The 20,115-nt window shown below is 72.6% G+C and carries 16 protein-coding genes; 7 read left to right on the top strand and 9 right to left on the bottom strand.

Annotation, left to right across the window (positions count from 1 at the left end):
• Window positions 1–18: 18 nt before the first annotated feature.
• From ACFYXE_RS12635 to panB, 3 genes are all read right to left on the bottom strand, one after another.
• Window positions 19–846, bottom strand: a complete 828-nt coding sequence (locus ACFYXE_RS12635) for an ABC transporter permease (protein ID WP_389311764.1) — start codon at window positions 844–846, stop codon at window positions 19–21.
• A complete protein-coding gene (locus ACFYXE_RS12630) occupies window positions 843–1,871 on the bottom strand; it encodes an ATP-binding cassette domain-containing protein (protein WP_389311762.1) in 1,029 nt (342 codons plus the stop codon). Before ACFYXE_RS12630 ends, ACFYXE_RS12635 begins: the two co-directional genes overlap by 4 nt.
• A gap of 174 nt (window positions 1,872–2,045) precedes the next feature.
• On the bottom strand, window positions 2,046–2,927 hold the full coding sequence (gene panB, locus ACFYXE_RS12625; protein WP_361178238.1) for a 3-methyl-2-oxobutanoate hydroxymethyltransferase: 882 nt from the start codon (window positions 2,925–2,927) through the stop codon (window positions 2,046–2,048).
• A 244-nt stretch (window positions 2,928–3,171) separates the two neighbouring features.
• Here panB and ACFYXE_RS12620 point away from each other — a divergent pair, with 244 nt between their 5' ends.
• The 4 genes from ACFYXE_RS12620 to ACFYXE_RS12605 all read left to right on the top strand — a co-directional run bounded on the left by ACFYXE_RS12620 (window position 3,172) and on the right by ACFYXE_RS12605 (window position 8,153).
• Entirely contained in the window at window positions 3,172–4,770 is a 1,599-nt protein-coding gene (locus ACFYXE_RS12620) for an MFS transporter (protein WP_389311759.1), read from the top strand.
• A 101-nt stretch (window positions 4,771–4,871) separates the two neighbouring features.
• The gene (locus ACFYXE_RS12615; protein ID WP_361178260.1) at window positions 4,872–5,468 is read left to right on the top strand and encodes a TetR/AcrR family transcriptional regulator; all 597 of its coding nucleotides are present in this window, start codon (window positions 4,872–4,874) and stop codon (window positions 5,466–5,468) included.
• Window positions 5,469–5,671: 203 nt separating this feature from the next.
• On the top strand, window positions 5,672–6,703 hold the full coding sequence (locus ACFYXE_RS12610) for an endonuclease/exonuclease/phosphatase family protein (RefSeq protein ID WP_389311757.1): 1,032 nt from the start codon (window positions 5,672–5,674) through the stop codon (window positions 6,701–6,703).
• A gap of 235 nt (window positions 6,704–6,938) precedes the next feature.
• Window positions 6,939–8,153 (top strand): MFS transporter, encoded by a 1,215-nt coding sequence (locus ACFYXE_RS12605; protein ID WP_389311755.1) that lies wholly within the window; start codon window positions 6,939–6,941, stop codon window positions 8,151–8,153.
• A 172-nt stretch (window positions 8,154–8,325) separates the two neighbouring features.
• Here ACFYXE_RS12605 and ACFYXE_RS12600 read toward each other — a convergent pair whose 3' ends face one another.
• The 4 genes from ACFYXE_RS12600 to ACFYXE_RS12585 form a co-directional block, all read right to left on the bottom strand.
• A complete protein-coding gene (locus tag ACFYXE_RS12600; RefSeq protein WP_389311753.1) occupies window positions 8,326–10,092 on the bottom strand; it encodes an NAD+ synthase in 1,767 nt (588 codons plus the stop codon).
• An 83-nt stretch (window positions 10,093–10,175) separates the two neighbouring features.
• Window positions 10,176–11,030, bottom strand: coding sequence for a hypothetical protein (locus tag ACFYXE_RS12595; protein WP_389311751.1), 855 nt, complete (start codon window positions 11,028–11,030; stop codon window positions 10,176–10,178).
• Window positions 11,031–11,195: 165 nt separating this feature from the next.
• A complete protein-coding gene (locus ACFYXE_RS12590) occupies window positions 11,196–12,989 on the bottom strand; it encodes a multicopper oxidase family protein (protein ID WP_389311749.1) in 1,794 nt (597 codons plus the stop codon).
• A gap of 136 nt (window positions 12,990–13,125) precedes the next feature.
• Window positions 13,126–13,377 (bottom strand): hypothetical protein, encoded by a 252-nt coding sequence (locus ACFYXE_RS12585; protein WP_389311747.1) that lies wholly within the window; start codon window positions 13,375–13,377, stop codon window positions 13,126–13,128.
• A 592-nt stretch (window positions 13,378–13,969) separates the two neighbouring features.
• On the opposite strand from ACFYXE_RS12585, the gene ACFYXE_RS12580 reads away from it, so the two are divergent.
• From ACFYXE_RS12580 to ACFYXE_RS12570, 3 genes are read left to right on the top strand one after another with little or no spacing between them, the layout of a single operon-like run.
• Window positions 13,970–15,436 (top strand): APC family permease, encoded by a 1,467-nt coding sequence (locus ACFYXE_RS12580; RefSeq protein ID WP_389311745.1) that lies wholly within the window; start codon window positions 13,970–13,972, stop codon window positions 15,434–15,436.
• A 43-nt stretch (window positions 15,437–15,479) separates the two neighbouring features.
• Entirely contained in the window at window positions 15,480–16,241 is a 762-nt protein-coding gene (locus tag ACFYXE_RS12575; protein ID WP_389311743.1) for a DUF998 domain-containing protein, read from the top strand.
• A complete protein-coding gene (locus tag ACFYXE_RS12570; protein WP_389311741.1) occupies window positions 16,238–17,077 on the top strand; it encodes an alpha/beta fold hydrolase in 840 nt (279 codons plus the stop codon). Before ACFYXE_RS12575 ends, ACFYXE_RS12570 begins: the two co-directional genes overlap by 4 nt.
• Before the next feature lie 159 nt (window positions 17,078–17,236).
• Here ACFYXE_RS12570 and ACFYXE_RS12565 read toward each other — a convergent pair whose 3' ends face one another.
• Complete coding sequence (locus tag ACFYXE_RS12565) at window positions 17,237–18,295, bottom strand: LacI family DNA-binding transcriptional regulator (RefSeq protein WP_389311739.1); 1,059 nt, start codon at window positions 18,293–18,295, stop codon at window positions 17,237–17,239.
• A gap of 123 nt (window positions 18,296–18,418) precedes the next feature.
• Window positions 18,419–20,056: an extracellular solute-binding protein gene (locus ACFYXE_RS12560; RefSeq protein ID WP_389311737.1), complete on the bottom strand. Its 1,638-nt coding sequence runs from the start codon at window positions 20,054–20,056 to the stop codon at window positions 18,419–18,421.
• Between the last annotated feature and the right edge of the window lie 59 nt (window positions 20,057–20,115).

Below are 20,115 nucleotides of genomic sequence, written 5' to 3'. Positions count from 1 at the left end.
CCCGGGGTACCGCCGTGCTCAGTTCTTCGTGCGGAACTTGTGGATCGCGATCGGCGCCATCACCAGCGTGAGGCCCACCGACCAGCCGACCGTCACCCACAGGTCGTGCGCCACGGGGCCGCCGACCATCAGGCCGCGCGCGGAGTCCGCGAGCGAGGAGAGCGGGTTGTAGTCGGTGAAGCCCTGCAGCCAGCCCGGCATCGACTGGGTCGGCGCGAAGATCGACGAGCCGAACTGCAGCGGCATCAGGACCAGGAAGCCCATCGCCTGCACGGACTGGGCGCTCTTCATCGAGACGCCGAGGACCAGGAAGATCCACATGATGGACGTGCCGAACAGGGCGGCCAGGCCCACCGAGGCGAACAGGCCGCCCCAGTTCGTGATGTCGAAGCCCACCAGGACACCGACGATCATCATGATCGTCGTCGCGATGAGCAGCCGCATCAGCTCCACCACGATCTTGGCGAAGAGCACCGAACCCTGGCCGATCGGCAGGGTGCGGAAGCGGTCCATGATGCCGTTCTGGAAGTCCTGGTTGAAGCCGGTGCCGACCGCCATGGCGATGTTCATGCTCATCATCGCCATCATGCCGGGCACCACGTACTGCACGTACTGGTCCTGACCGCCGCCGAGCGCCTGCCCGATGGAACCGCCGAAGACGTACACGAACAGCAGGGTGAAGACGATCGGCATCAGGACCGCGTCGAACATCGACTCCGGGTCCTGGCGGATCCACAGCAGATTGCGGCGGACCAGCGCGCCGGTGTGCCGGACGTGACCGCGCAGACCGATGCGCGCGTCGTCCTGGCCCGCCTTGAGGGGGGCCGAGAGTGTGGTGGCGCTCATACGGCGACCTCCTCGAGTTCGTTCTCGCTGGGGCGGGCGTCCTGCGGGGCACTGGCCTTCTGGCCGGTGATGGAGAGGAACACCTCGTCCAGGCTGGGCAGTTCGGTGGCGATGGAGCCGATGGTGATGCCGCGCGCGGTGACCGCGCCGACCACGGCGGTCAGCTGCTCGTCGCTGAGGATCGGGACGAGGACCGTGCCGGACTCGACGTCGACCGTGGAGGTGGCGAGGCCGGTCAGGCCCAGGTCGTCCAGCGCGTTCGCCAGCGGGCGCAGCTCCAGCGGGTCGGCCGGGCGCACGCGCAGGGTGCGGCCGCCGACCTTCGCCTTCAGCTCGTCGATCCCGCCGTTGGCGATGACCCTGCCGCGGTCGATGACCGTCAGCTCGGAGGCCAGCTGCTCGGCCTCCTCCATGTACTGGGTGGTGAGCAGGACGGTCACGCCGTCGCCGACCATCCGCTTGACCTCGCTCCACACCTCGTTGCGGGTGCGGGGGTCGAGGCCGGTCGTCGGCTCGTCCAGGTAGAGCACGGCCGGGCTGCCGATCATCGACGCCGCGAGGTCGAGGCGGCGCCGCATGCCGCCGGAGTAGGTGCTCGCCGGGCGCTTGGCGGCCTCGGTGAGCGAGAACCGCTCCAGCAGGCCGTCGGCACGGGACCGGGCGTCCTTGCGGGACAGGTCGAGCAGACGCCCGATCATGTAGAGGTTCTCGCGGCCGGAGAGCTTCTCGTCCACCGCCGCGTACTGGCCGGTCAGGCCTATCACGCGGCGCAGTTGGCGGGGCTGGCGCGCCACGTCGTACCCGGCGACGACGGCGGTGCCCGCGTCCGGGGTGATGAGGGTGGAGAGGCAGCGGACCAGGGTCGTCTTGCCGGCGCCGTTGGGTCCGAGCACGCCGAGGACGGTGCCTTCGCGCACGTCGAGGTCCACGCCGTCCAGTGCCTTGGTCTCGCCGTAGTGCTTGACCAGTCCCCTTACGGTGACCGCGCTCCCTGCGCCGCCGGGGTTCATGTCGATTCGCGTCATGAGCACAAGGTGTCAGACGCCACCGACAAAGCGCCGACATCCCACCGACAGCCCGCCGCCACGGGCCGGCACCGGGAACGGCGGCAGCCCGCCGACGGGGGAAGATCGACGGGCTGCCGTGGTGCCGTGATGGTCTCGGTCGGCCGGCCGGGCGCCGGTCCGCCGTGCGGGCGGTCAGTGCACCGCGTGCTCCGCGGCGGGGAACGCCCCGCCCACGACGTCCTCCGCGAACGCCCTGGCCGCACCGGCCATGACGGTCCGCAGCTCGGCGTACTGCTTGACGAAGCGCGGCATCTTCCCGCCGGTCAGGCCCATCATGTCCGTCCAGACCAGGACCTGCGCGTCGCACTCGGCGCCCGCCCCGATCCCGACGGTCGGGATCTGCAGGGAGCGGGTGACCTCGGCGGCCAGCTCCGCGGGCACCAGTTCCAGGACGACCGCGAACGCACCGGCGTCCTGCGCGGCCTTGGCGTCGCGGAGCAGCCGGTGGGCCGCCTCGTCGCCGCGGCCCTGCACGCGGTAGCCCATGGTGTTCACGGACTGCGGGGTCAGCCCCAGGTGGGACATGACGGGGATGCCGGACTGGACGAGCAGTTCGGTCTGGGCCAGCGAGCGCTCGCCGCCCTCCAGCTTGACCGCGCCGACGCCCGCCTCCTTGACCAGCCGGGTCGCCGAGCGGAGCGCCTGGACGGGCCCCTCCTGGTACGAGCCGAACGGCAGGTCGCCGACGATCAGGGCGCGGCTGGTGCCCCGTACGACGGCCGAGGACAGCATCGTCATCTCGTCGAGGGTGACGGGCACGGTGGTCTCGTACCCGAGGTGGCAGTTGCCCGCCGAGTCGCCGACGAGCATGACGGGGATGCCCGCCTCGTCGAAGACGGACGCGGTCATCGCGTCGTAGGCGGTGAGCATGGGCCACTTCTCGCCGCGCTCCTTGGCGGCGGTGATGTCGCGCACAGTGATGCGCCGGGTGCCCTTGCCGCCGTACAGCGCCTTGCTGCTGTCGGGGCTGCGGGGGGCGTCGGCGCTCTTCTGGGCAGCCGAAAGCTGCGTCATCGCAACGGCTCCTTCTGTCATCTCGAGGCGCCCTGACGGCGTCCCCGGATCTCCTCCATGGTGGCACCACGGACCACTCCGGGGCTAGTGCGCCGCCCGGGAGGACCGCGGCACCGCCCGATCGCCGCCCCGGGCGCCCCGGCCGGGGCGGCGGAGCCGTCGTCGGCAAAGTCTTCCCCTGCCGTTCCCCAAGGCCTTTCCAATACGAGACGGTCTCGTATCGAAATGGGTCTACGCTGAGATCATGTCCTCCCCTGTCATATCCACCCCGTCCGGCGTCCCGGAGGCCGTGCACCGGCGCCGCTGGGCGATCCTCGGGGCGCTCATGCTCAGCCTGCTGATCGTGGTGCTCGACAACTCGATCCTGAACGTCGCCATCAAGACGATCTCCACCCCCGAGCCGACCGGCCTCGGCGCCACCCAGAGCGAGCTGGAGTGGGCGATCAACGCCTACACGCTCGTCTTCGCGGGCCTGCTCTTCACCGCGGGCCTGCTCGGCGACCGGCTCGGCCGCAAGAAGGTCCTGCTCGCCGGCCTCGTCGTCTTCGGCCTCGGCTCCGCACTCGCCGCCCACTCCGGCTCACCGGTCCAGCTCATCGCGTTCCGCGCGGTCATGGGCCTCGGCGCCGCCTTCGTCATGCCCGCCACCCTCGCCGTCCTGATGAACGTCTTCGAGCGCGACGAGCAGCCCAAGGCCATCGGCATCTGGGCCGGCGGCGTCGGCCTCGCCATCGCCATCGGCCCCATCACCGGCGGCATCCTGCTCGACCACTTCTGGTGGGGCTCGGTCTTCCTGGTCAACGTGCCGATCGTGATCATCGCGCTGGCCCTGATGATCTGGCTGGTGCCCGACTCCCGCGACCCGAAGCCCGGCCGCATCGACCTCTTCGGCGTCGCGCTGTCCGTCGTCGGCCTGGTGCTGCTCGTCTACGGCATCATCAAGGGCGGCCAGCTCGCCGACTTCACCGACCCGGCCGTCCTCGGCACCGTCGCCGCCGGCCTGCTCGTCCTCGCCGGCTTCGTGCTCCACGAGAAGCGCAGCGACCACCCCTCGATCGACATCGCGTACTTCAAGAACAAGGTGTTCTCCGCCGCGATCTGCGCCATCGCGCTCGTCTTCTTCGCGCTCATGGGCGTGACCTTCTTCGCGGTCTTCTACACCCAGAGCGTGCGCGGCTACTCGCCGCTGGAGACCGGCCTGCTGATGCTGCCGCTCGCCGTCGCCCAGCTCATCTTCGCGCCGCGCGCCCGCCTGGTCGTCGACCGCTTCGGCGTACGCGCCGTGTGCACCGGCGGACTCCTCCTCGTCGCGCTCACCCTGACCGCCTTCACGCTCTTCGAGGCCGATACGCCGATCTGGCTCCTGGAAGTCGTCTTCTTCCTCATGGGCACCGGCATGGCGCACATCATGACGCCCACCAGCGTCGTCATCATGCAGGCCCTGCCCCGCGAGAAGGCCGGCTCCGCCTCCGCGCTCAGCAACACCTTCCGCCAGGTCGGCGGCGCCCTCGGCATCGCCGTCCTCGGCTCCGTGCTCTCCACGGCCTACCGCAACGGCGTCGAGGACAAGCTGTCCCTGCTGCCCCCGGGCGTGCGGCACACCGCGGGCGAGTCCATCGAGGCGACCCTCGGCGTCGCCGCGAAGCTCGGACCCGAGGGCCGACCCCTGGTGTCCGCGGCCAACGACTCCTTCCTGCACGCCATGCACGTCACGGCGCTGTGCGGCGCGGGCGTCGCCGTCCTCGGCGCCCTGGTCGTCTTCCTCTTCCTGCCCGGACGCACCCCCGGGCCGGGCGGACCGCGGGAAAACGAGGCGGAGCCGGTGGGCGCCACCGGACACTGAGGCAGAATCGGCCCCGCAGACGGTGAGCGGGGGAGCGAAGGAGAGGCGACGTGATCCACGAGGGCGCGACGGTCACGGGCGACCCGGGCACCGCCAAGGCGATGCCCCGCGCCAGGGCCGCCCGGGGACGGCCCAGGAGCGAGGCCGTGGAACAGGCCATCATCGAGGGCGTCGTACGGCTCCTGGAGGACGGCGTCTCCCTCACCGACCTGTCCATCGAGCGGATCGCCCGCACGGCGGGCGTCGGCAAGGCCACCATCTACCGCCGCTGGGACGGCAAGGAGGCCCTCTTCGTCGACGTCATGCGCGCCTTCGAGGAGCCCGACCCCGCACTGCCGGGCACCTCGATGCGCGACGACCTCGTCTGCATCCTGGAGACGCTGCGCCGCCGCGGCCTGACCATGCGCTCCTCGGCGCTGGTGCACAACGTGTTCGCGCAGATGAAGGCGCTGCCCAAACTGTGGGAGGCCTACCAGGCCACCGTCGTCGCGCCGCGCCGCCGCATGATGTTCGAGGTGCTGCGGCGCGGCGTCGCCGAGGGCGAACTGCGCGCCGACGTCGACGTGGAGCTCGCCAACGACCTGTTCGTGGGGCCCATGCTGCTGCGCACGGTCATGCGCCAGGACGCCCCGCTGGACGACGACCTCGCGGAGCGGATCGTCGACACCGTCCTCGCCGGGCTGCGACCCGCCGTGTGACACGGCCGACGGCAGGCCCGGGGTTGTGCGCATTTCGTCACAGAGGGCGCTCTCCCCCGCAGTTCAGGAACCCGCCGCGGCGCCCCGATCGTCATGGTGCCTGTACGGCCGTCGTGGACGGCAGGGACGACACCCGATCATCGCCTAGGGTTTCAGGGGGCGGGACAGACGGTGTGCACGGCAGGCAGTGAGGCGACGACAGCATGGCGCAGCAGGCGTATATGACGGAGACCGGCAACGACGGCTCGGGCCCCGAGCGTCCGGGGTCCCGGTTCCGCCGCCTGCTCGACGGCTGGCGGGGCGACCGGGACATCTGGCGGCGCGGCCTGGTCACCGCGGGAGCGGCGCTCCTGATCGCGCTGGTGATGCTCTTCCACGCGCAGATCCCCAACAACGTGGGCAACCTCGGCAGCCTGACCGAGACCTTCCTGCCGTGGCTCGGCGTCTTCATCCCGGTGCTGCTGGTCGTCGCCGTGGTCCGCAAGTCCGCCACCGCGCTGATCACCCTGCTGCTGCCGGTCATCATCTGGGTCAACTCCTTCGGCGGCCTGATCACCGGCAAGTCCGGCACCGGCGGCGACCTCACCGTCGCCACGCACAACGTGAACGCGGACAACCCCGACCCGACCGGCACCGCCCGGGACGTCGCGGCCTCCGGCGCGGACGTGATCGCCCTCGAGGAGCTCACCGCCGACGCCGTGCCCACGTACGAGAAGGCGCTGGACGGCACGTACAAGTACCACGCGGTGAAGGGCACCGTCGGCCTCTGGAGCAAGTACCCGCTGTCCGACACCCGGCCCGTCGACATCAAGCTGGGCTGGGTCCGGGCCATGCGCACGACCGTGACCACGCCCAAGGGCGAGGTCGCCGTGCACGTCGCCCACCTGCCGTCGGTCCGCGTGAAGCTCAACGCGGGCTTCACCGCCAACCAGCGCGACAACAGCGCCGACGCCCTCGGCGAGGCCATCTCCCGCGAGAAGATCGGCAAGGTCATCCTGCTCGGCGACCTCAACGGCACGATGAACGACCGCGCGCTGAACGGCGTCACCTCGCAGATGCGCTCCACGCAGGGCGCGGCGGGCGACGGCTTCGGCTTCAGCTGGCCCGCGTCGTTCCCGATGGCCCGCATCGACCAGATCATGGTCAAGGGCGTCGAGCCGGTCGCCTCCTGGACGCTGCCGGAGACGGGCAGCGACCACCTGCCGATCGCGGCGCGCGTCGACCTCTCCTCCTGACGCCCGCGCGTCCCGTCACCTCGTGACGCCCGCCTCCCGTCACGCCCGCGTCGCCCGCTCTTGACCCCACGGACGCGACCGCTCGGAATACTCGGTGCGCGCGGCTTTGTTCCGTACGTAAACTTATGGGTTCCGCCCTCGTCCGACCCGGACCGGCCGACACCGTCGACGGCCGCCGTCCGGCACCGGCCGGCCCCGCGCCGCATCCCCCCGCTTCCGTGGAAGGTACTTCTTCATGCCCCTGGCCCTGCTCGCCCTCGCCGTGGGCGCCTTCGGCATCGGCACCACCGAGTTCGTGATGATGGGCCTGCTGCCCAACGTCGCCGACGACCTGCACATATCCATCCCCACCGCGGGCCACCTCGTCTCCGCGTACGCGCTGGGCGTGGTCATCGGCGCGCCGCTGCTCGCCGCCCTCACCGCGCGGCTGCCGCGCCGCCGCGTCCTGATCGGCCTGATGGTGCTCTTCGTCGTCGGCAACGCGCTGTCGGCCGCCGCCCCCGACTACCACCTGCTGATGGCCGCCCGCTTCCTCAGCGGACTGCCGCACGGCGCCTTCTTCGGCGTCGGCGCGGTCGTCGCCACCGGCCTGGTCGCCCCCGAGCGCAAGGCCCGGTCGGTCTCCCTGATGTTCCTCGGCCTGACCGTCGCCAACATCATCGGCGTCCCGGTGGCCACCGCCATGGGGCAGCAGCTCGGCTGGCGCGCCACGTTCCTCGCGGTCAGCGCGATCGGGCTCGCCGCCATCGCCGCGCTCGCCCTCCTGGTCCCCGCCGACCACGGCCACGGCGACGCCGTCGGCCTGCGCGGCGAGCTCCGGGCGCTGCGCAGCCTCCCGGTCTGGCTGGCGCTCGGCACCACCGTCGCCGGCTTCGGCGCGCTGTTCTCCGCGTACAGCTACATCACGCCGATACTGACCGACGCGGCCGGCTACGCCGAGTCCAGCGTCACCCTGCTGCTCGCGCTGTTCGGCGTGGGCGCCACCGCGGGCAACCTCCTCGGCGGGCGGCTCGCCGACCACTCCCTGCGCGGCACGCTCTTCGGCGGGCTGATCTCGCTCGCCGTGGTGCTCGCCTTCTTCCCGCTGCTCATGAGCGCCGGGTGGAGCGCCGCGGTCGGCGTGGTCCTGCTGGGCATGGCGGCGTTCGCGACGGGCTCGCCGCTGCAGCTCATGGTCATGGAGAAGGCGTCGGCGGCCCCCTCGCTCGCCTCGTCCGCGAACCAGGGCGCGTTCAACCTCGCCAACGCGGGCGGCGCCTGGATCGGCGGCCTCGCGCTCGCCGCGGGCTTCGGCGTGACGTCCCCCGCGGTCGCGGGCGCGGTGCTCGCGGTGCTCGGCCTCGCGGTGGCGGGACTGGCGTACGCGGTCGACGCGCGCCGGGGCCCGGTGGCGGGCGCGGAGCGGATCGTGGCGGCGGGGACGCCGGCGCGGGAGCCGTCGCACCACTGAGGGGGCGCGGGCCCTGAACGCAGGCGCTGAAGGAAGGCCCTGAAGGAAGTCCCTGAACGAAGACCGCCCCGTCCGGACCTGGCGTCCGGGCGGGGCGGTCTTCATGGCCGGTGACGGCCGCGGCGGGCGGCTGCCGACGTCCTCCGGTCCCTCGGCCTCCTGTTGCTCGGCCCTACTGCTGCTCGGCGGCGGACTCGCGCCAGCGGTTGGTGATGGGCAGGCGGCGGTCCTTGCCGAAGCCCTTCGCGGAGATCTTCGTGCCCGGCGGGTACTGCCGCCGCTTGTACTCCGCGGTGTCCACCATCCGCAGCGTCTTGGTGACCAGCTCCCGGTCGTAGCCCGCGGCCACGATCGTGTCGGCGCCCTGGTCACGGTCGACGTAGAGCTCCAGGATCGCGTCGAGCACCGGGTAGTCGGGCAGCGAGTCCGTGTCGACCTGGTCCGGGCGCAGCTCGGCGCTCGGCGGCTTGCTGATGGAGTTCTCCGGGATCGGCGGCGTCTGCCCGCGCTCCTCGGCCGCGCGGTTGCGCCAGCGCGCGAGCCGGAAGATCGACGTCTTGTAGACGTCCTTGATGGGGCCGTACGCGCCGACGGAGTCGCCGTAGAGCGTCGAGTAGCCGACCGCGAGCTCGGACTTGTTGCCCGGCGCGAGCACGATGTGGCCCTCCTGATTGGAGATCGCCATCAGCATCGTGCCGCGCAGCCGCGACTGGAGGTTCTCCTCGGCGAGGCCGGTGAGCCCGAGCGAGCCCATGTACGCGTCGAACATCGGCGCGATCGGCACGGTGCGGAAGTTGAGTCCGGTGCGCCGCGCCAGCTCCTCCGCGTCGCCGATGGAGTGGTCGGACGAGTAGCGGGACGGCATGGCCACGCCGTACACGTTCTGCGCGCCGAGCGCGTCGCAGGCGATGGCGGCGGTGATCGCCGAGTCGATGCCTCCGGAGAGGCCGATCAGGACGCTGCTGAAGCCGTTCTTCGCGGCGTACGCGCGCAGGCCCACGACGAGCGCCGAGTACACCTCCTCGTCGTCGTCGAGCCGCTCGGCGTACCCGCCGGTGAGCTCGGCCTCGTACGCGGGAAGGGGCTCCTCCGACAGGGTGACGTGCTCGATGCGCAGGCCGTCGTCCACGATCCCGGACGGCGGGACGGGTGCGGCGGCCGGCAGCTCCAGGTCGAGCACGACGCAGCCCTCGGAGAACTGCGGGGCGCGCGCGACGACTTCGCCGTCCTTGTCGACGACGATCGAGTCGCCGTCGAAGACCAGCTCGTCCTGGCCGCCGATCATCGCGAGGTACGCGGTGGTGCAGCCGGCCTCCTGCGCGCGCTTGCGCACGAGCTCCAGACGGTCGTCGTCCTTGTTCTGCTCGTACGGCGAGGCGTTGATGGAGAGCAGCAGGCCCGCCCCCGCGCTGCGGGTCGCCGGGACGCGGCCGCCGTCCTGCCAGAGGTCCTCGCAGATGGCGAGCGCCACGTCGACGCCGTGCACGCGCACGACCGGCAGCGTCTCGCCCGGCACGAAGTAGCGGAACTCGTCGAAGACGCCGTAGTTGGGCAGGTGGTGCTTGGAGTAGGTCAGGACGGCCTCGCCGCGGTACAGCACCGCGCCCGCGTTGCGCGGGGCGCCGGCGGGCTGGCCGAACTTCGGCTTGGCCTCCTCGGTGCGGTCGAGATAGCCGACGACGACCGGCAGCTCCCCGAACCCTTCCTCCCGCAGCCGCACGGCGAGCGCGCGCAGCGCGTCCCGCGAGGCCTGCACGAAGGACGACCGCAGGGCGAGGTCCTCGACGGGGTAGCCGGTCAGCACCATCTCGGGGAACGCGACGAGATGCGCCCCCTGCTCGGCGGAGTGCCGGGTCCAGTGGACGATCGCCTCGGCGTTCCCGGCGAGATCGCCGACGGTCGAGTCGATCTGATTCAGAGCGAGGCGTAGTTGAGGCACGCCCCCCAGTGTAATCGTCAATCCGACGCGATGCCCTCCGGGACAATGTGGGGCGCCCCACGTGGGTGCGCCGACGGGGGAGGTCAGCGGGTGTTGCCGGACCAGACGGAGCTGTCGTAGTGGAGGAAGCCGGGCTCGACCTGGACCTCCAGCGTGCCGGCCGCGTCGGCGGGGAGGCTGACGGCGTAGGTGGCCACGGCCTGCTTGCCTGGCTGCACCGTGCCGGCGAACTCCCTCGGCAGACTGCCGTCGAAGACCTTCTCCGCCTCGGCGCCGTCGGCGTCCTTGAACGTGACGGTGGTCAGATCCAGGTCGACCGCCCCGTCCGAGCCGTTGGCGACGGTGATCCTGACCGTCACGGCCTTGTCGCCCTCGGTGTGTCCGGCCGCGTTCGGGCCCGGTCGGTACGGCTCGGGCCCCGCGACGGTCACCTTCACGCCGTCGTCGTACGCGAAGGTCTCGCCGAACCCGAGCGGATCGGAGTCCTGCCTCTCCTCGTCCGGCTTCTCCTTGTCCTGTCGCCCGGACGCCCCCGTGGACGTGCTCGACGATTCCTTCTTGCCGCCCGTGCCGTTCAGTTCGTCCACCGCGTCGTTGACGACGGAGACGCTGATGACGAGGCCGACCACGGCGAGGACCGCGGCGGCCGCGCCGAGTGCGGTGCCCCAGATCGCCGTCTTCCTGTTCGTGGCCTGGCCCTTGCGGGCCCGCCCGATGCCGACGCAGCCGAAGACGACCGCCAGGACGGCGAGGATGCCGGCCGCCCAGAACAGCAGCGGCACCAGCCCGCACAGCACGCCGATGATGCCGAGCACGAGGGACGCGGTGCCGAGTCCGTTGCGGAGCTGCCCGGGCGGCTGCGGCTGCGGCTGCGGTGGCGGTGGCGGCGGGCGTGATCCCCATCTGGGTGGCGGCGGAGGGCCGTCGGGTGTGGTCATGGTGGCCCCCTTCGGGAAGGGGAGGCCTGGCTGCTGCCCTGTGGCCATTGTCCCGCTTCTGGCGGAAAGCACCCACCTTTCCGTGGTGCGGAGCGGGGCGGACGGTGCCCCCGGACGGCGGGTCCGAGGGCACCGACGCGCCTGCCCGGCGTCGCGGGCCGGTCGTCAGGCGCGGTAGCCGAGCACCGTCATCATCCCCGCCTCCGCGTGGTAGACGTTGTGGCAGTGGATCATCCACTGGCCCGGGTTGTCCGCGTCGAAGTCGACCGACAGGGTGCTGTTCGGCCGGACGATCGCCGTGTCCTTGCGGGGGCCGCCGCGGGTGTTCGCCAGGGCGAAGGTGTGGCCGTGGAGGTGGACGGGGTGCCACATCGACGTCGTGTTGGTGAAGGTCAGGCGGACGCGTTCGCCCGCGCGGACGGGGTGGCGGCGGCCGGGGGAGTAGGGCTTCGCGTCGAACGCCCAGTCGTACCGCGCCATGCCGCCCGTCAGGCGCAGCCCGATCGTGCGGTCCGGCCGGCGGGCGGGGAGGGCGGCGGACGCGTGCGCCCGCAGCTTGTCGGCGGTCAGGACGCGGCCCGTCAGCTCCCGGGGGCGGGCCGAGGCGGTCGGCGCGGCCCCGCCCCCCGTACGCAGCACCGCGAGCGCCGTCGCCTTCTTGCCCTCGGCCAGCGCGGTCAGCGGGAAGACGCCGTCCTTGGCGGTGATCAGCACGTCGTACCGCTCGCCCATGCCGAGGAGCAGCGCGTCCGTCGTCGCGTGCCGCACGGGGAAGCCGTCGGTGTGCGTCACCGTCATCTCGTGGCCGCCGAGCGCCACGCGGAAGGCCGTGTCGCCGCCGGCGTTGATGATGCGCAGGCGGACGCGGTCGCCGGGGCGGGCGCGGAACTGTGCGGGCGCGTCGGCCGTACGCCCGTTGACCAGGTAGTGGGGGTAGGCGACGTCGCCCGCGTCGCCGCCGAGCAGGTCGCTCCTGGCGCCCATCATCATGCGGGAGGGGCCGGTCCGGCCCGGCCGGTCGGGGCCGGGCGTGGGGGAGGCCTTCCGCCCGAGCGACATCGTCGACATGTCGTGACCCCCGTGGTCCATGCCGCCGCTTCCGCCGTCCCCGCCCATGTCGTGGTCGGCCATGCCCCGGCTCAGCTCCGCGAGGACCCCGTCCGGGGTGGAGCCGTCCACGCCGTCCACCCAGTCGTCGAGGACGATCACCCACTCCTTGTCGTACCGCAGCGGCTCCTTGGGGTCCTCGACGATCAGGGGCGCGTACAGACCGCGGTCCTGCTGGGTGCCGGAATGCGGATGGAACCAGTACGTCCCCGGGTCCGGGAGCGTGAAGCGGTAGGTGATGTCGCCGCCGGGCCGGACGGACCGCTGGGTGAGGCCGGGGACGCCGTCCATGTCGTTGCGCAGGGCGATGCCGTGCCAGTGCAGGGACGTGGCCTGCGGGAGGTGATTGGCGAGCGTGAGGGCGAGGGTGTCGCCCGCGGTGACGCGGACCTCCTTGCCGGGGAGCCGGTCCCCGTACGCCCAGGTCCTGACCGTGCGACCGCCCAGGTCGAGCCGCGCCTCCGCGGCCGTCAGGCGCACCTCGCGGGTCCGGCCGCCCCGCCTCCGCTTCTGTTCCGCGGCGGCGACCTCCGGGCCCGCCGGGTCCACATAGCCGTCCGTGCCGGACGCGCCGCCCCGGCCGTGACCGCCGTGACCGCCGTCCGGCCCCGTGTCCGAACAGGCCGTCAGAAACCCTGCCCCGGCGACGCCTGCCGCGGCGCCGAGCAGGGTGCGGCGCGCGGGAGCGTGGACCTGCGCGGGACGGTGAGGGGATGCGGGCGTCTGAAGAGGGGCGGGGTCCCGGAGCGGGGCGGGGCCCCGAAAAGGAGCGGAGTCCCGGAAAGGAGCGGGTTCCTGGAAGGGCGCGGGCGTGCGGGAGTGCTCGGGCGTGTGCGGAGCTGTCTTGCGCATGGCTGAGTGACACCTCGTCGTGATGGTGCGTGCAGAAGGGCGCATCTGCTGCTTCTGGTACACCGCTCGACGCCCATGGGTTCCCGATCGGACCCCATGACGTCGGCGGGCAGCGCGAAGCAGCCGGTGCGCAGGCCTAGATGCGCAGCACCGAGAGGCGGGCGAGCCGTATGCGGGGCGGGGGCGGCTCGGGCCGCGGGGCGAGGAGGAGCCGCCGGAGCGCGGGCAGCGCGGCGGACGCCCCACCCGGTCGCAGCAGTCCGGCCCGTACGAGCAGGACGAGCGTGAAGGCGCCCAGCACCGCCAGGCACACGGACAGCGGATCCATCGCCATCCCGTCGTGCGGCGCGGACCCGGGCGCGGCGGCGCCCCGCGTCACCGGCAGCACGCCGCCGCGATCCCCGCCCCCGTCGTCACCGGAACCGGAGCGGGGGCCGGGTCCGGCTCCGAGAGCGCGGACGGAGTACGTGGAGTGCGCGGAGTGCGCTGACGGCACCGACGGCATGACGGGCGCTGACGGCAGGGGCGCCATGGACGGCCCCGACGGTCCGGACGGCCCGGACGGCCCGGACATGGACGGCACGGACATGGACGGCGGCACGCCCACGGAGTCGTGTGCGAGGAGGAGGGCGCGGGGAGCGTGCCCGCCCGGCATGCCGGGCGCGGACGCACCGGGCCCCGGGGCATGACCCCCGTCCCGCATCCGCGCCGACACCCCGTCAAGCCCTGCGCCCGCCACCGGCACCGAGGCCACCGCCGCGGCGCCACTCCCGTGGCCGCCCCCGTGAGCGCTCCCGCCCCCGGACCCGCCCGAGGGATGCCCCACCGTATGCATCGTCACGATCCCGAAGAGCAGCGCGGCGAGCAGCAACCACTGCCCGTGCCCCGTGCCGCCCCGCGTCCTCGCCATGCGGCGAACCCTACCCCCGCCGGGTATCCGCGGACATGCGGGCCCCCGCCGCTCCGACGATCATGTGCGCATGACGAGTACGGACAAACCGGAGCAGACCACCGCAGGGACCCTGCCGGAGCCGGACGCCGCCATGCCCCGCCAGCTCATCTCCTGGGTGACGCTCGCCCTGATGACCACCGCGTCCGTGGCGAGCCTGCGCCCCTCGCCCTCGATGGCCATCTACGGCCTGGCCGCCGTCTTCCTCTACCTGCTGCCCGCCGTCGTCTTCCTCCTCCCCACCGCCCTCGTCGGCGCCGAACTCGCCTCCGGCTGGTCCGGCGGCATCTACCGGTGGGTCAGCGAGGCGCTCGGCAGGCCGCTCGGGTTCGTCGCCGTGTGGTGCCAGTTCGCCATGACCATCGCGTACTACCCGAGCCTGCTCGCCTACGTGGCCTCGACGTTCGCGTACGTCATCCACCCGGGCCTCGCCGAGAACGGCCTCTACGTGGCGATCGTCATCGTCGTCATCTACTGGACGGGCGTCTGGATCACCTGCCGGGGCACCAGGACCGTCGCCGGGCTCTCCTCCCTGGGGCTGATCATCGGCACCCTCATCCCCGGCGTCGTCCTCGTCGCCCTCGGCCTCGTCTTCCTGGGCCAGGGCAACGCCTCCGAAGCACCCATGAGCCCCGACCACTGGCTGCCCCCGTGGACCGGCCTGGCCAGCCTGGTCCTCATCGTCAACAACTTCCTCTCCTACGCGGGCATGGAGATGAACGGCGTCCACGTGTCCTCGCTGCGCCACCCCCGCGCCGAGTACCCGCGCTCGATCTTCCTGGCCACCGGCCTCGTCCTGCTGATCTTCGTGCTGCCCGCCCTGGCCATCAGCTGGGTCATGCCCGCGGAGGAGCTCAGCCTGACGGCCGGTCTGATGCAGGCCTTCCAGGCGTTCTTCGACCACTTCCACGTCGGCTGGCTGACGAAGATCGTCGGGATCATGCTGGTCATGGCCGCCCTCGGCGGCATGCTCACCTGGCTCGCCGGACCCGCCAAGGGGCTGGTGACGCTCGCCCGCCAGGAGGGCTATCTGCCGCCCTTCCTGCAGCAGTTCAACAAGGCGGGCGTGCCGCGCAACATCATGGTCGCCCAGGGCGTGATCACCACGCTGATCGGAGTCCTGTACGCCTTCAGCAGCGACGTCTCCAGCGCGTACTGGATGTTCTCGGTCATCACCGTGCAGATCTACCTCATCGCCTACCTGCTGATGTTCGTCGCCGTCGTCCGGCTGCGGAAGCGGCAGCCGCAGGTGCCCCGCGGCTTCGTCGTCCCGGCCGTGACGCTCGTCGCGACCGTCGGCTTCGTCGCCTCGCTCGCCGCCCTCGCCATCGGGTTCGTACCGCCCGACCAGTTCGGCAGCGGGCCGCTGTGGCGCTACCTGCTCATCGTCGGCGGCGGCCTCCTGGCGCTCGGCGTCCTGGCGCCCGCCGCCTTCCTCAAGTACCGCAAGCCCGGCTGGATCCATCCCGAGCACCGGATGCCCCGTGCGACCGAATAGCGTATATCCGCAGATGTCACCTTCTACGACGGCAGCCGCCTCCATGGCCCCACAGCAGTCGCAGCACCCGCGTCGGCAGCACGGCGCCGGACCCGCACGCCCCGCCGCCGCCCGCACCGTCGCCCTCCTGCTGCTGGCCGGCGCCCTCGCCTACAGCACCTGGTCGGCCGAGGCCTTCCTGCCGACCGGCCTCTCGCCGCGCACGGCGTACGTCAGCGAACTCGCCGCCGGGGACCAGCCGTACGGCACGTTCTTCCGCGGCGCGGACCTCCTCGCGGGCCTCCTCGTGCTCGCGGCGGCCCTGTACGCCCTGCTGCGGCTGCCCCGGCGGGGCCGGTGGCCCGCGCTCGGCTGGGCCGGGCTCGCGCTCTTCGGGGCGGCCACGGCGGCCGACTCGCGGCTGCCGCTGAGCTGCACGCCCACCGCCGACCCCGGCTGCCTGGCGCGGGAGCGCGCGGGCGAGGTCCCCTGGACGCACACCGCACACGCGGTCAGCAGCAGCCTCGCGGTCACCGGGGCGCTGATCGCCATGGTCCTGCTGACCGTCGCCGCGCGGCGGCGCACGGGGCCGTGGCCCGCACTCGCCCGCACCGGCCCGGTCGTCGTCGCCCTCGAACTGGCCGCCACCGGCTGGACGCTGGCGTCCGTCGCGGCCTTCGACGCGGGACACGGGACCTGGGGGCTCGGCATCGGGCAGCGGCTCCAGGTCCTGTGCATCGCGGTGTGGCTGGTGGTGCTCGCCCGGTCGCTGGCGGCCGGGGCCCGGCGGCCGGGGACGGCACCCGCCGGAGCGCCGCCGGGGTGACCTTCGTACGCGTCCGGGGAGTGCCGCACCACGTCGAGGTGACCGGCAGCGGCCCGGTGTGCGTGCTCGGCGCCGGGCTCGGGCTCGGCTGGTTCGACTGGGACCCGGTGGTGCCGCTGCTCGCCCCGCACCGGACCGTGATCCGCTTCGACCGCCCCGGCCTCGGACTCAGCGGCCACGCGCGCGTGGCACCCACCCTGCACGGCGAGGCGGAGCGCGTCCTGCGGGTCCTCGACGCCGTGCGGCCCGGAGCACGGGCCACCGTGGTCGGCCACTCGCTCGCCGGGTTCCACGCGGAGGCGTACGCGCGGCTGTACCCGGAGCGGACGGCGGGGCTCGTCCTGATCGACTCCAGCGTGGAGGAGCGACCGCGGGTGCTGGTGCCGCGCGGGGCGCGGGTGGCCGCCACGCGCGCGTGCGGGACGGTCCTGAGCGCGGCCGGCCTGCCGCGCGCGATCGGGCCCGCGCTGCGCCGGCTGGCGGCGCCGACCGCCTGGGCGTGGCTGTACGGGGGCAGCCGGGTGTGGCGGGCGGCGCTCATGGAGTACGCGACCTACGGCGACACGGCCCGCGAACTCGCCGCGCTGCGAAGGGAGTCGCCGCTCCCCGACGGCATCCCGGTGACGGTGCTCGCCGCGTACGCGGGAGGTCCGCGGCGCTGGCTCGACCGCCAGCGGAGGCTGGCCCAGGACCTGGGCGGGGACTTCCGGGTGGCGGAACCCGCGGGCCACCTCGTGATGCGGGACCGCCCCGGGGACGTGGCGGCCGCGGTGCTCGGCACGCGTCCGGGGGAGGCCACTGCCGCCCCACCCGCCGGCCCGACGGCGACCACTTAAGGATCACCGTCCGCCAGCCGCCGTCCGCCAGCCGCCAGCCGCCAGCCACCGCCGTCAGCCGCCAGCCGCGCCCGCCACCGCCGCCAGCCGTCAGGCAACCCGGCCCCCACCGCGCCGCAACGACCCTCCGCGCCCCGCGCCCCGAACCCCGCACCCCCGCTACCCCGACACCACCCCCCGAACCGGCCGCACGCTGTCCCGGATCACGATGTGCGTCCCGAGCACGTGCCGCTCCTGTCCCGCGCGCGGGGAGCCGGAGAGGGCGCGGCGGACCGCCGTGCGGCCCATCTCCTCGGCGGGGATGTGGACGGTCGTCAGACCGGGCGTGATGTCCCCGGCCACCGGGTCGTCGTTGTAGCCGACCACCGACATGTCCTCCGGGACCCGCAGGCCGTACTCGCGCAGCGCGATGATCGCCGCCGCGGCGGCCCGGTCGTCACCCGCGAAGACGGCCGTGAAGTCGGGCCTGCCGTCCGCCTTGTCGAGCAGGTCCCGCATGGCCTGGTAGCCGTGGTTCTGGCCGAAGCCGAGGCCGTGCAGGACGGCTTCGGTGTGCGGCACCCCGTGGTCGGTCAGCGCCCGCAGGTACCCGGCGAGCCGGTCCTCGCCGGTCGTGTTGCCCGGCTCGTAGCCGAGCAGGGCGATCCTCCGGTGCCCGGCCCCCAGCAGGTGGCTGGTGACGGCGTGGGCGCCCGCCTCGTTGTCGTACTCGACGACGAGCGCGGGCACGTCCGGCGCGGGCGCGGGACGCCCGCAGAGCACCAGGCGGGAGCCCGCCGCCGCGAGCACCTCGGCGTACCGCGCCATCCGCTGGCGGTACTCGTCGTCCTGGATGACACCGCCGACGAGCACCACCGCCTCGGCGGCCTGTTCGCGCATCATCTGCACAAGGGCCAGCTCGCGGGCCGGATCGCTGCCCGTGGACGAGACGAGGGTGAGGCGGCCGTGCTGGGCGGCCTCCATCTCGACGCCCTGCGCGACCTGCGCGTAGAACGCCCCGACCACGTCGTACATGAGCACCGCGATCGTCTTGCGCCCGGCGCCCGCCAGCGCGCGGGCGTGCGCGTTGGCCACGTAGTCCAGATCCTTGACCGCGCGCAGCACCTTGGCGCGCGACGCCGTGGACGTCGGGTAGTTGCCCGCGAGGACCCGCGAGACGGTCGCTACCGAGACGCCCGCGCGCGCGGCCACCTCGCGGATGGTGACCCGCTCACCCACTGTGTCTCCCTCACCTAGCCGCCGGCCGGCCTCCGGCCCGACGGTCAACCCACTGGATCCGGGGCGGAGTTGCCCCCACGGCGCCCCCGCCCCCGACCCATCATCCCGCGCCCGGCCCCCGGGTCAGTGCGCGGCCTCGTACTCCTTCTGGAACTCCTCGGCCGACCGCTTGCCGCCCTGTGCCTGCCACTTGCGGTGGATGCCGTCCCAGTCGGAGAGCTTCTTGCGCCCGGAGACGACCGCCGTCACGCCGTCCTCGATGATCTGCTGCATGGTGGCGCCCTGCCGGTTGTACGTCTCCGACATCAGACCCCAGTGGTCGTCGGGCACGAGCAGCGGCACGACCTTCTTCTCCCAGGCGTGCAGCCGCTCGGTGAGGTCGGGGAAGCCGGGGAAGTACAGCGGCTGCGGGGCGTCCATGAGGTACGGGAAGGGCAGGTTGGCGCGGGAGTCGACCAGGCCCGTCTCGGTGGCGACCGGGTCGCCGTCCTTGTTGTACGTGAAGTGGGTGCCCTCCAGGCCGTAGTGCATCAGCTCGTACTCCTTGGAGCCGAACGGCGAGGCGAGCCAGTCCAGGACGCGCAGCATCAGCCTGACGCGTTCCTTGGAGGCCTTCTTGATGACGGTGTAGCCGAAGCAGCCGCGCTGCTGCTGGTAGACGGGCGTGACCCCGTCGACGGCGTACGGCTCGGCGACGTCGAGGGTGAACTCGTCCTTGATGCCCTGGGCGTTGGAGATGACGGCACCCCAGCCGTCGGTCATCGAGCGGACGGTGCCGTTGTAGAACTGCGTCTTCAGGTCGACCTGGGAGATCGACGTGGCGTCGGGGTTGTACGAGCCGTCCTTGCGGAGCTGGGCCATGTACTCCAGGGCGGCCTTGAACTCGTCGGTCCCGTACATGTCGGTGGCCTTGCCGCCCTTGATCCGCCACTGGTTGGGCGCGCCGTGCCACATCGCGTGGTAGAGGTAGCCGTAGATGCCGACCGTGGACGCGCCGAGGGCGAACTTCTTGCCGCGCGAGGCCTCCTTGGCCATCGTCCGGAAGTCGGCCGCGGACAGGCCCGGCTTGTAGCCGGCCGCGTCGAACGCCTCGCGGTTGATGAACATCGCGCCCTGCACCTTGGCCCGCTCGACGGGCAGCCCGTAGATGCGTCCGGCGACGCGGCCCATGCCCTCCCAGGCGTACGTGGGGATGTTGGCGAGGTTGGGGTAGTCCTTGACGGCGTCGCCCGAGAGGTGGTCGCTGAGATCGGCGCAGCGGGACTTCACGAACTGCGACTCGCGCGGCAGGACGTACCCGCCACCGAAGTTGATCATGTCGGGCAGGTCGTCGCCGGACATCAGGGTGGACATCTTGGCGCGGAAGTCCGCGTCCGGCACGACGGTGAACTCGATCTCGACGCCCAGCGCCTCGTTGACGGCCTGCCAGTACTTGTTGCGGCCGAGGTCCCGCGGCGGGGTGCCGTAGGTGATGGTCATGACCTTGATCTTCTGCTTGCCGGTGCCCGGCTTCTCGGTCATCGCCCGCACGAGCTTCTCCGGGTACTTCGTGTACCCGGCCTGCACGCCGGCGGCGCTCGGCGCGAGATCGGGCACGGGGCCCTTCGCCGGGGTGTACGTCGGCCAGGGCGCCGCCTTCTTGCCCGCGTTGGAGACGTTGCCCCCGCCGCCGGACCCGGTGGAGCAGGCGGTGAGGACGGACGGGGCGGCCAGGGCGGCGCCGCCGACGGCTATCGAGCGGAGCAGGCTGCGCCGCGACATCGAGGAACCGGACACGTGAATGAGCCCTTCTGGACGACGGGTTGGGGAAGAGGGGGCGG

This window comes from Streptomyces sp. NPDC002564 (assembly GCF_042889645.1).
GTDB lineage: Bacteria > Actinomycetota > Actinomycetes > Streptomycetales > Streptomycetaceae > Streptomyces.
This window is presented reverse-complemented; position numbering and strand designations above follow the sequence as displayed.

Coding starts and splice junctions, on each gene's coding strand:
- ACFYXE_RS12560 (WP_389311737.1), bottom strand. CDS start 20,056: ATGTCGCGGCGCAGCCTGCTCCGCTCGATAGCCGTCGGCGGCGCCGCC.
- ACFYXE_RS12605 (WP_389311755.1), top strand. CDS start 6,939: ATGCCCCTGGCCCTGCTCGCCCTCGCCGTGGGCGCCTTCGGCATCGGC.
- ACFYXE_RS12595 (WP_389311751.1), bottom strand. CDS start 11,030: ATGACCACACCCGACGGCCCTCCGCCGCCACCCAGATGGGGATCACGC.
- ACFYXE_RS12620 (WP_389311759.1), top strand. CDS start 3,172: ATGTCCTCCCCTGTCATATCCACCCCGTCCGGCGTCCCGGAGGCCGTG.
- ACFYXE_RS12630 (WP_389311762.1), bottom strand. CDS start 1,871: ATGACGCGAATCGACATGAACCCCGGCGGCGCAGGGAGCGCGGTCACC.
- panB (WP_361178238.1), bottom strand. CDS start 2,927: ATGACGCAGCTTTCGGCTGCCCAGAAGAGCGCCGACGCCCCCCGCAGC.
- ACFYXE_RS12635 (WP_389311764.1), bottom strand. CDS start 846: ATGAGCGCCACCACACTCTCGGCCCCCCTCAAGGCGGGCCAGGACGAC.
- ACFYXE_RS12615 (WP_361178260.1), top strand. CDS start 4,872: ATGCCCCGCGCCAGGGCCGCCCGGGGACGGCCCAGGAGCGAGGCCGTG.
- ACFYXE_RS12590 (WP_389311749.1), bottom strand. CDS start 12,989: ATGCGCAAGACAGCTCCGCACACGCCCGAGCACTCCCGCACGCCCGCG.
- ACFYXE_RS12575 (WP_389311743.1), top strand. CDS start 15,480: ATGGCCCCACAGCAGTCGCAGCACCCGCGTCGGCAGCACGGCGCCGGA.
- ACFYXE_RS12580 (WP_389311745.1), top strand. CDS start 13,970: ATGACGAGTACGGACAAACCGGAGCAGACCACCGCAGGGACCCTGCCG.
- ACFYXE_RS12610 (WP_389311757.1), top strand. CDS start 5,672: ATGGCGCAGCAGGCGTATATGACGGAGACCGGCAACGACGGCTCGGGC.